Annotated in this window: 14 protein-coding genes and 1 pseudogene; 7 read left to right on the top strand and 8 right to left on the bottom strand. The window is 65.6% G+C overall.

Annotation, left to right across the window (positions count from 1 at the left end; all coding sequences use genetic code 11):
• The 3 genes and pseudogenes from STE01S_RS05865 to STE01S_RS05855 all read right to left on the bottom strand — a co-directional run.
• Positions 1-1,239: pseudogene (locus STE01S_RS05865) on the bottom strand (alpha-2-macroglobulin); the annotation flags it as partial.
• 137 nt (positions 1,240-1,376) lie between these two features.
• Positions 1,377-1,754: a histidine triad nucleotide-binding protein gene (locus tag STE01S_RS05860; RefSeq protein ID WP_058812989.1), complete on the bottom strand. Its 378-nt coding sequence runs from the start codon at positions 1,752-1,754 to the stop codon at positions 1,377-1,379.
• A gap of 36 nt (positions 1,755-1,790) precedes the next feature.
• Complete coding sequence (locus tag STE01S_RS05855) at positions 1,791-2,135, bottom strand: phosphoribosyl-ATP diphosphatase (RefSeq protein ID WP_062765880.1); 345 nt, start codon at positions 2,133-2,135, stop codon at positions 1,791-1,793.
• A 92-nt stretch (positions 2,136-2,227) separates the two neighbouring features.
• Here STE01S_RS05855 and ung point away from each other — a divergent pair, with 92 nt between their 5' ends.
• The 5 genes from ung to STE01S_RS05830 all read left to right on the top strand — a co-directional run bounded on the left by ung (position 2,228) and on the right by STE01S_RS05830 (position 5,030).
• On the top strand, positions 2,228-2,941 hold the full coding sequence (gene ung / locus STE01S_RS05850; RefSeq protein ID WP_003041057.1) for a uracil-DNA glycosylase: 714 nt from the start codon (positions 2,228-2,230) through the stop codon (positions 2,939-2,941).
• On the top strand, positions 2,938-3,696 hold the full coding sequence (locus tag STE01S_RS05845; RefSeq protein WP_062765877.1) for a sulfite exporter TauE/SafE family protein: 759 nt from the start codon (positions 2,938-2,940) through the stop codon (positions 3,694-3,696). The genes ung and STE01S_RS05845 overlap by 4 nt, the downstream gene beginning before the upstream one ends.
• The gene (locus STE01S_RS05840; protein ID WP_062765874.1) at positions 3,693-4,157 is read left to right on the top strand and encodes a YaiI/YqxD family protein; all 465 of its coding nucleotides are present in this window, start codon (positions 3,693-3,695) and stop codon (positions 4,155-4,157) included. The genes STE01S_RS05845 and STE01S_RS05840 overlap by 4 nt, the downstream gene beginning before the upstream one ends.
• Positions 4,158-4,205: 48 nt before the next feature.
• Positions 4,206-4,538, top strand: coding sequence for a DUF962 domain-containing protein (locus tag STE01S_RS05835; protein WP_062765871.1), 333 nt, complete (start codon positions 4,206-4,208; stop codon positions 4,536-4,538).
• 63 nt (positions 4,539-4,601) lie between these two features.
• Positions 4,602-5,030 (top strand): OsmC family protein, encoded by a 429-nt coding sequence (locus tag STE01S_RS05830; RefSeq protein WP_062765868.1) that lies wholly within the window; start codon positions 4,602-4,604, stop codon positions 5,028-5,030.
• A 42-nt stretch (positions 5,031-5,072) separates the two neighbouring features.
• Here the strand turns inward: STE01S_RS05830 and STE01S_RS05825 are convergent, their stop codons facing one another.
• Positions 5,073-5,531 (bottom strand): glycine zipper 2TM domain-containing protein, encoded by a 459-nt coding sequence (locus tag STE01S_RS05825; protein ID WP_003041043.1) that lies wholly within the window; start codon positions 5,529-5,531, stop codon positions 5,073-5,075.
• A gap of 186 nt (positions 5,532-5,717) precedes the next feature.
• Between STE01S_RS05825 and STE01S_RS05820 the strand changes: the two genes are divergently transcribed.
• Positions 5,718-6,584: a TauD/TfdA dioxygenase family protein gene (locus tag STE01S_RS05820; RefSeq protein WP_062765865.1), complete on the top strand. Its 867-nt coding sequence runs from the start codon at positions 5,718-5,720 to the stop codon at positions 6,582-6,584.
• A gap of 31 nt (positions 6,585-6,615) precedes the next feature.
• On the opposite strand, the gene arr is transcribed toward STE01S_RS05820, so the two are convergent.
• Together arr and STE01S_RS05810 are read right to left on the bottom strand one after the other, a co-directional pair.
• Positions 6,616-7,056, bottom strand: a complete 441-nt coding sequence (gene arr / locus STE01S_RS05815; protein ID WP_062765862.1) for an NAD(+)--rifampin ADP-ribosyltransferase — start codon at positions 7,054-7,056, stop codon at positions 6,616-6,618.
• A 52-nt stretch (positions 7,057-7,108) separates the two neighbouring features.
• Entirely contained in the window at positions 7,109-7,750 is a 642-nt protein-coding gene (locus tag STE01S_RS05810; protein WP_162928214.1) for a hypothetical protein, read from the bottom strand.
• A 165-nt stretch (positions 7,751-7,915) separates the two neighbouring features.
• Here STE01S_RS05810 and STE01S_RS05805 point away from each other — a divergent pair, with 165 nt between their 5' ends.
• Positions 7,916-8,155, top strand: a complete 240-nt coding sequence (locus tag STE01S_RS05805; RefSeq protein WP_162928213.1) for a hypothetical protein — start codon at positions 7,916-7,918, stop codon at positions 8,153-8,155.
• 159 nt (positions 8,156-8,314) lie between these two features.
• Here the strand turns inward: STE01S_RS05805 and STE01S_RS05800 are convergent, their stop codons facing one another.
• A complete protein-coding gene (locus STE01S_RS05800; RefSeq protein ID WP_062765853.1) occupies positions 8,315-8,800 on the bottom strand; it encodes a 2'-5' RNA ligase family protein in 486 nt (161 codons plus the stop codon).
• Positions 8,801-8,922: 122 nt separating this feature from the next.
• The coding region (locus STE01S_RS20295; RefSeq protein ID WP_218016974.1) for a hypothetical protein at positions 8,923-9,845 on the bottom strand (923 nt) is incomplete at its 5' end.

Genomic DNA, 9,845 nt, shown 5'->3' with positions numbered 1-9,845 from the left:
CGGCAGGACACCGCCCTCGCTTGCCTCCAATATGCCGAAGTCGGCCGCGAACTTGACCAGCGGCGGAGCGCGGTCGATGTGGAATTTCAGCGGAAAGTTCGACTGATTCTGCAGCGCACGGCCGCTCTGGTCGCGAATGTCGGCGGGCAGTATGATCGTCGCGTCGACATTCTGAGGCAGCGGCCCCGCAAAGCGCACCTGCGTCAGCCAGGCATCGTTCTTGTCGTCGTCGCTCGCTTTGGGCGTCAGCTGTTTGCCGTCAGAGGTCTTCAGCGTCGCGGCGAGCGCGGCCGCGCGTGCGACCGGGGCGGCGAAGCTCAGCACGACATCCTTGATCGGGTTGCAGCCGGCTTGCGGATTGACGCGGCTGCATACCATCTTGGCGGTGAAGGCAGGGCGCACGTCATAGTCGAAGCGCTGGTCGCGGCCGGCGGTTCGGCTCGGCGCACCAAGCTGGGCGATGCGGGCATCCCAGACGAGCGCCATTTCGCGGCCGGGCGGCAGCGGACGGCGGCATTTGACCGGGACGATCCGGTCGAGCATCGCTTCGCGATCGGCGCCTGCTGCGGGCAGCCGCAGCGGCAGGCCGGCATCGTAGCTGAACTGCTGTCGCCGCCAGTCGCCGTCGCCGACGCCGGTCAGGATTTCGGTGGTCGTTTCGCGCGGCAGCACGTCGAGCGGAATCTTCTCTCCGATGCCATCGACGGCGCAATAGCCATAGCGGCCCACCGAGGCGCGATCGGCCGCGACGTTGGTGGCGACGAGGAATATCTGGTCTTCCTCGATCCCGTCATAGCGGTCGCCCGACAGGACGGCGCGCGCCGACGGACCGCCGGTGTCGATCTCGAACCGGTCGTTGCCGACGACGCTGACGCCGCGCGCCGTGCGCAGGTCGGCGCGCAGTTCGACATGGCAGCTGACACCGCCGGGGAGCGATTTGGCAAATTCCAGAACCCAGGTGCGCGTATCGACCCAGCGTCCGGTCGACGGCACTTTGCAGTCGTTCGTCGCGGGTGCCTTGGCGCGCGGATCGCCGAGCGGCACCATGTCTTCGGAAAAGCGCAGGGTGAAACGGCTGATCGTGCCGTCGCCGTTTCCGGCGCTGCCCGGCGTGGCGAGCGTGACCTGCGGGACGGTGTCGCCCCCAGCGGCCGCAAGCGCGACCGCGACGGGCACGATGAGCGCGAATCGCATCTTGCCGGCCAGCCGGTTCGCCAGCCCACGCCATCCCGTCATCATCGAGTCGTCTCCCCGTCTGGACCCGTCATTATCCTGCTGGAAACAGGTGCAACTGTCCAGCATGCCCCGCGTACCGGTCCCGCCTAGCCGGAGGGCGGCGCGCCGCTGTGACATGGGTCACAGCAGCATGGGAAAGCTCAGCGCGCGAGCATCGGGCCGAGCCACTGGCCCCCGAAAATATGGACGTGGAGATGCGGCACTTCCTGCCCGCCATGGCCGCCGATGTTGGCGAGCAGGCGGTAGCCGGGTTCGACGAGCTGCTGGTCGCGCGCAACTTTGCCGACAGCGCGGATGAAACCCGCGATTTCGGCATCGCTGGCGCGCGCCGAAAAATCGTCCCAGCTGACATAGGCGCCCTTGGGAATCACGAGGATGTGGAGCGGCGCCTGCGGATTGATGTCGTGAAAAGCGAAAGCGAATTCGTCTTCATAGACGGGTTTCGACGGCAGATCGCCACGCAGGATGCGCGCGAAGATATTATTCTCGTCATAGGGCAGGGTGGCGTCGATGGGCATGGGGACTCCTGGGCTCGTACCGTTTGGGGCTTACAGCTATTGCGCGCGCGCGGCCTTTTCGGCGTGGCCCGAAATGCCGTGGCGGCGGGCGAGTTCGGCGGCAACCGCATCCCAGCCGATGCCGCGCTCGGCCAGCAGGACGGTCAGGTGAAAGACGAGGTCGGCGGCCTCGCCGGTCAGCGCCGCATCATCTTCGGTCAGTGCCGCGATCACCGTTTCGGTCGCTTCTTCGCCAAGCTTCTGCGCAATCTTTCCGCGCCCCTTGGCGGCGAGGCTGGCGACGTAGGAGGTTCCGGCGTCGCCCGCGGCGAGGCGGGAGCGCACCACGGCCTCGAGCAATGTCAAGGCATCGCCGATCGCGCCATCCTGTTCCTGCGTCATTCGCCCACTCCTCCGGCGCCTTGCCCGTTGCAGACCGCCTAGCGACGGAATGGGCGCTGGACAAGGCGGCGCGGCTCTGGTCAAGCGCCCGCATGGCCGATGTCAAATTGCATCCCGACTGGCTCGCGCGCATCGGCGGCGAGTTCGACCAGCCCTATATGGCGCAGCTCAGGGCCTTTCTGGGCGAACAGCGGGCGAAGGGGAAGACAATCTTTCCCCGCCCCCGCGACTGGTTTGCGGCACTCGACGCGACGCCGCCGCAGGATGTCCGCGTCGTCATTCTGGGTCAGGATCCCTATCATGGACCCGGACAGGCGCATGGGCTGTGTTTTTCTGTCCAGCCGGGCGTGCGCACGCCGCCCAGCCTCGTCAACATCTACAAGGAAATGGCGAGCGACCTCGGCATCCCGCCGGCGCGGCACGGATATCTGAAGCATTGGGCCGAACAAGGCGTGTTGCTGCTCAACAATGTGCTGACGGTCGAAAGCGGGCAGGCGGCATCGCATCAGGGCAAGGGGTGGGAGAAGTTCACCGACGCCGCAGTCGCGGCGGTCGCTGCCGACCCTGCGCCCAAGGTCTTCATCCTGTGGGGCAGCCATGCGCAGCGCAAGGCGGCGAACGTGCCGGGACTGGGCGCCGACGGCCCGCACCTGATCCTGCGCGCGCCGCACCCGTCGCCCTTGTCGGCGCATAACGGCTTTTTCGGGTCGCGGCCGTTCAGCCAGGCGAATGCCTTTCTGGAGGCGCACGGGCGCGGGGCGATCGACTGGCGGCTGCCCGACCCGGTCGACCCGTCGGCCGCATGAGCATCCTCGCCGATCCGCTGACGCTCGCGGTGCTGATCGTCGCGGTCATCCTGCTCGGCATGGCGAAGGGCGGGCTGGCCGGGGTCGGCGCGCTCGCGACGCCGCTGGCGGCACTGGTGCTGCCGCCGGCCACCGCGGCGGCTTTGTTGCTGCCGATCCTGATCGTCCAGGACATCATCAGCGTATGGTCGTTTCGCAAGACGTGGGACGGCTGGGTCATCGGCTGGATGCTCCCCGGTGCGGCGGCGGGCGTTGCGGCCGGATATTATTATGCCGACCGCGTCGATGAGGCGCAGTTGATGGCGGCGCTCGGTGCGATCACGCTCGCCTTTGGCCTCTATCGCCTGTGGGTGGAGCGCGGCGGACGCATCGTCGCGGCGTCGCGCTCGCCGGGCTGGGTGGGGACGCTGTTCGGCGGGCTGATGGGGTTCACCAGCCAGATCGCGCATGCCGGCGGTCCGCCGTTCCAGATGTGGGTGACGCCGCGCAAGCTGCCGCACCTCAGCTTCATCGGGACCAGCGCCATCCTGTTCGCGATCGTCAACTGGATGAAGGTTCCCGCCTATCTGGCGCTCGGCGCCTTTCCGCACGAGGTGATCGTTGCGGCCCTGCTCCTGATGCCGCTGGCGATCGTCGCGACGCTGCTGACGGTGCGCTGGCTGAAGCGGATCGACGGCGCGCGCTTCTATGTGATCATCTACGGGTTGATGGTCTTGCTGGGCGCGAAGCTGTTGTGGGACGGGATTGCCGGATGAGCGGGACGCCGACGATCCTGGTCGACGCCGACGCCTGCCCGGTGAAGGACGAAATCTACCGCGTCGCCTGGCGCCACGAGGTCCCGGTGAAGGTCGTCAGCAACAGCCGTCTGCGTGTCCCCGACCACCCGCTGATCGAGCGGATAACCGTGTCCGACGGTTTCGATGCTGCCGACGACTGGATCGCGGCGGCGGCCGATGCGCGCAGCATCGTCGTCACGGCCGATATCTTGCTCGCCGACCGCGCACTCAAGGCGGGGGCGACCGTGTTGGCGCCGAATGGCAAGCCCTTCACTACAGCCTCGATCGGACCGGCCATCGCGACGCGCGCGATCATGGCCGACCTCCGCGCCGGCATGGGCGCCGGGATCGGCGGGCCGCCACCCTTTTCAAAGGCCGACCGGTCGCAGTTCCTGCAAGCGCTCGACGCTGCACTCGTCCGGTTGAACCGCGCGGGGTAGGGCGTTGCCGGGCTTGACCCGCACCGCGACCGTGCGCATCGTGTCGTCATGGCGCGCACCTACAGCAGTTTTGCCGAATTCTGGCCCTTCTACCTGCGCGAGCATAGCAAGCCGCATACGCGGGCGCTCCACTATATGGGGACATCGCTCGTCGTGCTGCTGGCGGTAGCCGCGCTTGCGACCGGGCGCTGGTGGTTGTTCGCTGCGCTTCCTGTCGCGGGCTATGCCTTTGCCTGGGCGGCGCATTTCGGGGTCGAGAAGAATCGTCCCGCGACCTTTACCTATCCCTTGTGGAGCCTCGCCGCCGATTTTCGCATGTGGGCGCTGTGGCTGACCGGCCGACTGGGCAGCGAACTCGACAAGGCCGGTGTTGCCCGCTGATCCGGAACCATCGCGGCGCTGCGGGCTTCCTGCAAAGAGAGAGCCATCAGAAGGAGCAAGGCGATGACGATCAACAGCGGTTCGGCGCGGTACGAAGGGTTCGGCAAGGACGGCAAGGGGCATATCTGGACCGCCCGCGGCGCGCTTGATGCACAGCCCTATGGCTTTGCATCGCGTTTCGAGGACGGACCCGGCACCAATCCCGAGGAATTGATCGCGGCGGCGCACGCGTCCTGCTTCACAATGGCGCTGTCCTTCGCGCTTGCACGCGCGGGGTTCAGCGACGGACAGATCGACACCAAGGCCGATGTGACGCTCGACAAGGATGGCGAGGGCTTTGCGGTGACCAAATCGGCACTGACGCTGACGGCGCGGGTGCCGGGGATCGAGGCAGACCGTTTTGCGGCTATCGCCGCCGATGCGAAGGCCAATTGCCCGATTTCGAAACTTTTGAACTGCGAGATCACGCTCGAACACACGCTCGAGAATTGAGGCGGTGCGCCGGGCCGGCACAGGCCGGCCCGGCGGAGACGCTTAGCGGCAGCGCACGTCGTCCTTCTTGCTGCCGCGGTCGATCGCATTGCCCGCGACCGCGCCGCCGATGGCACCGATCACCGTGCCCAACGTCTTCGAATCGCCCGGCGCGATGACGTTGCCGAGGACACCGCCCGCGATGCCGCCGACGATCAGCCCGGTGGTGCCGTCGGAGCGGCGGCAATAATATTTGCCGTCGCGGCCGCGATAGATGCGATCGCCGTCGGACATGCGGCGTTCGCGGTAGCGGCGGTCGTTGCGGTAATAATTGTCGGCGTAGTAGCCGCCGTAGCGCGGATCGGGATTGTTCCAGTCGTAGCGGCCGTAGCGGTCGTGATAGCTGTTGTCGTAATAGCCGTAGCCGCCGTCGTCATAGCCATAGCTGCCGGTCGAGGCGCAGCCCGCAAGCGCGGTCGCCGCGGCGATGGGGGCGAGGGTGAGCATCGTTGCTTTTTTCATATCGTCTCTCCTGACCTGTCGGGGGAAAGGCCGGGGGAGCGGCCGGGTGGAGTGCAGGTCTTCCGCCCTACAAGACCCCCGAACGCCGCCTGTGGTTCCGTCGCGGGCCGGAGCGCCTGCCTTGACTCGGCGGCGGCGAAGGCGCCTATTCGCCGCCGAAAACAGGAACGGTTGGAGAGAGATGCCATGAACGTCGCCGCGTCGCCGCGCAGTTTTGCCCGCCTGAAAGTCATGCCGCTGACCCCGTCGATCGGGGCCGAGATCGGCGGGATCGACCTGTCGGCCGAGCAGGATGACGAGACGATCGCCGAAATCCGCGCCGCGCTGCTGGCGCACAAGGTGATCTTCTTTCGCGACCAGTTCATCACCGCCCAGCAGCATATCGCCTTTGCCCGCCGCTTCGGGACGCTGGAAATCCACCCTGCGACGCCGAAGGACCAGCCCGATCCCGAAGTGCTGCACATCGCCCACGGCCCCAATTCGAAGGGGCAGGAGAATGCGTGGCATTCGGACGTCACCTGGCGCGCCGAACCGTCGCTGGGGTCGATCCTGCGCGCGGTCGAGGTGCCGCCGGTCGGCGGCGACACGCTGTTCGCCGACATGGGCGCCGCCTTTCGCGGCCTGTCGCCGGCGATGCAGGAGTTTTGCCGCGGTTTGACCGCGTCGCACGACATCGCGCGCGTCTTTGCCCGCCGGCTGGGCAAGCGACCGGAGGAACTGCACGACCAATATCCGCCGCAGCGCCACCCGGTCGTGCGCACCCACCCCGAAACCGGCGAGCAGGCGCTCTATGTCAACACCGCCTTCACCAGCCATATCGAGGGGCTGAGCGAGAAGGAGAGCGATTGGCTGCTGGCGCATCTCTATGCGCAGGCCGCCATCCCCGAATATCAGTGCCGCTTTCGCTGGGAGGCGGGATCGATCGCCTTTTGGGACAATCGCGCCGGGCAGCATTATGCGGCGTCCGACTATTTCCCCGCGGTGCGCCGGATGGAGCGGGTGACGATCGCCGGCGACCGGCCCTTCTACAAGGACGAGCGCCAGGGCAGCTGATCCCGGCGGCGCCGCGGCCCCGCCCGCCCGGTCAGTCGATGATCACATCCTTCCCCTCGGCCTTCAGCCGGGCGAGGCCGTCCTTCATCGCCTGCAGCACCTCGGGCGGGTGCGGGGTCCAGCTATCGACTTCGCCGACGATGCGCAGCGGCGCGCGGCTGCGGTAGCTGCGCGTCGGGTTGCCGGGAAATTTCTTGTCGGTGAGATTGGGATCGTCGAACCAGTCGCCGGTCGGCGCGACGATATAGATGCGCTCGCGCCCGTCACCCGCGGCAAGCTCGCACCCCCAGATCGCCGATTCGAGCGCGGCGGAGAAATAGATCCACGAGAGCGGTTTGTCGGTGTCGTAATTGCTGGTCCAACCCGCGGCGAGCAGGTCGCCGACGGCTAGGTCGGCGCGCGTGCCGTGGTAGAAGGTTGCGCCCGCATCGGGGCCGGTGGGCTCGGGGGCGGTGGGAGCGGTGTCAGTCATCTGTCTCGCTTTGCCTTAACTTGTCAAACTTGTCACCTCTGGGCCCATGAAATCAGTCACTTGGTTCCGCGCTATCGCCGTCGCCGTCGTCGGCAGCGGGGCCGGGCAGGCGCAGCGGGGCGGACGGCGGGTCGTCGGTGGGCGCGCCGATCCGCGCGAGCGCATCGGTCAGCCGGGCTTCGGCGGGATCGCCATCGGCGGGCGCGGCGCCGCGGCCCGCGTCGCCCGAACCGGCGGCGGCAAAACGACGGGGGTCGTGCGCGCGCATCAGGAACATCGCGAGCCGTTCGGGATATTCGCGCCGCTCGCCCACCTGTTCGCCCTTGTAGAATATGGGGACGGGCACGCCGTGGACCGCGCGCGCCAGCGCGGCGTCGACCAGCCGCCGCATCCCGCAATCGATCGCGGCATCCCACGCATGGCGGAACGCATGGGCCTCGGGGCGGCGGCGGAGGTTATAGGCCGACGTCGCCGATAGCCCGACGCTCGCCGCCGCCTCGGTCACGCAGGCCGTCGCAGCGAGCGCCTCGATAAATTTGCGCTGGCGGTCGGGGGTCCAGCCGGTGCTGCGTCGGCGCTGAAGCTGCGCGGGGGTGAAGGCGGACAGCGCGGCGATCAGGCTTTGCGGCGCCGGGCCTTGCAAGGCCGGATCACGCGGCGGCGCGGGGCGAGCAGGGGATTTGGGTTGGGTCATCGAACAGGATGAACCATGGCGGGGCAATGTAGGAAAGGGGTTTTTGCGGGGGCCGCGGACTGGCGGCTTTTTCGGCCATTGGACGACATTTTGCCGCCGCTCTGGTAAAAGCCCCTATCGCGCCAACGGCATCGGCCGCGCGAAGAGGGTGGGGGGAGAGGCGGGATGATGGAGAGTTTCGGGGCACTGGTCGGCTGGGACCATCATGACGCGGGCGACCGCATCATGCTCCGGCTGGAAAGCGTGCAATCTTCCGAAGCGGCAAAGGCGCACGATCCCGACCTGTTCCGGATATTGATGACCAAACAGCAAGCGGCGATCCTGGGCCAATATCTGCTGCGCATTTCCGGACGTTCGCCGGTCGTTCCCCGAAAGCGGGGCTGGTTTCGTCGCTACTTCGGGTGACGGCGTGTCCGCCATCGATGCGCGGAGGGCGGATTTTCGGATTCGTCATCCTCTAACGAGACGCGTGGCTCGTTAGACTTGATCCGGGATCCAGAACCGCGCCGTTGTCGTGGATCCCGGATCAAGTCCGGGATGACGAAAGTGGATGGACGCAATCGCTCAGCCCGCATCCCCACGCAGCGGCCAGCGGCCGTGTTCGACATGCGTGGTCTTGCCGACGATGCTTTCGGTCAGGATGATTTCATCGACCGTCCAGCCGATCGGCGGGATTTTCTGCGCGTTCAGGCGGTCGCCGCGATAGTTGATCGTTATGTGCGGTTCGGGGGTGGTGCCGTCCATGATCGGCGCCTTTTCGCGGAGCAGATGGTTGACCAGCGCCTTCTGGAACGCCCGCGCCTCGGCCAGCGGCTCGCGCGTGCGCAGCGTCACCGCCTTGCGGTTCTCGATCCGGTCGAAGCGGAGCGGGAAGGGCGCCGCGGCGAAGCCGTCCAGCGCGGCGATGGTCGCGGGCAGCCAATCGGGCGGGGCGTAGTGGAGGTCGTAGAGCGAGATGAGCGTGACATGGAGGAGGTCGGGGCCGCGCCCGGGATCGTTGCGCGGCAACGCGGCGATCGCCGCCTGCACCTCCGGCGGCGGCTTGGCCATGACATAGAGGGGGTTTCGAGGGCGCATGGATGGGAGTGTAGCATGGTGTCGCTGCTAGGCCGACTGCCGCTCGTTCCGTTCGGGCCGGAATTTGGCAATTTAGTAAACTGTAATCCCAATCTCTACCAAAGTTGTAACTTTCGACAGAATTCCAAGACTTCTTTTATAACATCGGTCGCTTCGGTCTCTCCATTAGAGAAAATCCCTAGCCGGAGCAATTTAGATTGATTGCTATTTTTAGCGAGATCGGCGCTAAGTTTCTCCAATATACCTTCTTTGACGCTTCTCCTCCAGCCCCAGCATCCAAAGGGAACCCATATCCACTCGCGCTTTTCTCGAATTAAGGTGCGGTATGACACTCCGCCGATCATTTCGAATTCATCGAATAATTGAGTGAAGGGGTCATTGTATTGATCGGGACTCGAATTTGGAGAGAAGCGGTGACGCATCAGCATTTCCAGCCAATCACTCAGCGGCGTATGTCTCCTTGATCCTTCAAAAAGCGGCCAAAGGCTCTCCTTTTTATCGACGAGACACATCGGCATGAGGGTTGCGACTGCCGGTTCATTCTCACCCATTCCGCTACGAAGCGGCGTCGAAAATAGGCGCCCAATCAGTTCTATGTTGTTGGACTTCAAAGCACTGAGGCCAGCGGCATATAAAAATATAGTGGCTGGATAGCGAGAAAGTTCGGACCAAAGGTTGTATGTGCGGCCTTGCGTCGCTGGACGTTGGCTTAGCGTTTCGAGCACTTCGCAAATTAATTGGAATTGATCGGGCCGCGACCATTTTCCTAGTTCTATTGCCATGGGCAGCAAGATTTCCATGCTGCTGTCATAAGTTTTAACGCGGGCGACAATAGTCTCATCATTCGGTTCTGGGTCCTGCAGCGTAAGGCCTGCCGCTTCCCACCGGGATCGAGCGTCGGCGACCGCCGACGTCAGAAGATCGTGTAGTTTGATTCGATAGCGATCCTCCGGCAGGTAGCGTTTTAGCGATGCTAGTGCAGACTGAATGGAGAGCGGGTGAGGTCGGTCGAACTCTC

It is taken from the genome of Sphingopyxis terrae subsp. terrae NBRC 15098, assembly GCF_001598815.1.
GTDB lineage: Bacteria > Pseudomonadota > Alphaproteobacteria > Sphingomonadales > Sphingomonadaceae > Sphingopyxis > Sphingopyxis terrae.
The sequence above is the reverse complement of the archived record's forward strand: the minus strand, read 5'-3'. Positions and strand labels throughout refer to the sequence as shown.

Coding starts and splice junctions, on each gene's coding strand:
- STE01S_RS05860 (WP_058812989.1), bottom strand. CDS start 1,754: ATGCCCATCGACGCCACCCTGCCCTATGACGAGAATAATATCTTCGCG.
- STE01S_RS05855 (WP_062765880.1), bottom strand. CDS start 2,135: ATGACGCAGGAACAGGATGGCGCGATCGGCGATGCCTTGACATTGCTC.
- ung (WP_003041057.1), top strand. CDS start 2,228: ATGGCCGATGTCAAATTGCATCCCGACTGGCTCGCGCGCATCGGCGGC.
- STE01S_RS05845 (WP_062765877.1), top strand. CDS start 2,938: ATGAGCATCCTCGCCGATCCGCTGACGCTCGCGGTGCTGATCGTCGCG.
- STE01S_RS05840 (WP_062765874.1), top strand. CDS start 3,693: ATGAGCGGGACGCCGACGATCCTGGTCGACGCCGACGCCTGCCCGGTG.
- STE01S_RS05835 (WP_062765871.1), top strand. CDS start 4,206: ATGGCGCGCACCTACAGCAGTTTTGCCGAATTCTGGCCCTTCTACCTG.
- STE01S_RS05830 (WP_062765868.1), top strand. CDS start 4,602: ATGACGATCAACAGCGGTTCGGCGCGGTACGAAGGGTTCGGCAAGGAC.
- STE01S_RS05825 (WP_003041043.1), bottom strand. CDS start 5,531: ATGAAAAAAGCAACGATGCTCACCCTCGCCCCCATCGCCGCGGCGACC.
- STE01S_RS05820 (WP_062765865.1), top strand. CDS start 5,718: ATGAACGTCGCCGCGTCGCCGCGCAGTTTTGCCCGCCTGAAAGTCATG.
- arr (WP_062765862.1), bottom strand. CDS start 7,056: ATGACTGACACCGCTCCCACCGCCCCCGAGCCCACCGGCCCCGATGCG.
- STE01S_RS05810 (WP_162928214.1), bottom strand. CDS start 7,750: ATGACCCAACCCAAATCCCCTGCTCGCCCCGCGCCGCCGCGTGATCCG.
- STE01S_RS05805 (WP_162928213.1), top strand. CDS start 7,916: ATGATGGAGAGTTTCGGGGCACTGGTCGGCTGGGACCATCATGACGCG.
- STE01S_RS05800 (WP_062765853.1), bottom strand. CDS start 8,800: ATGGCCAAGCCGCCGCCGGAGGTGCAGGCGGCGATCGCCGCGTTGCCG.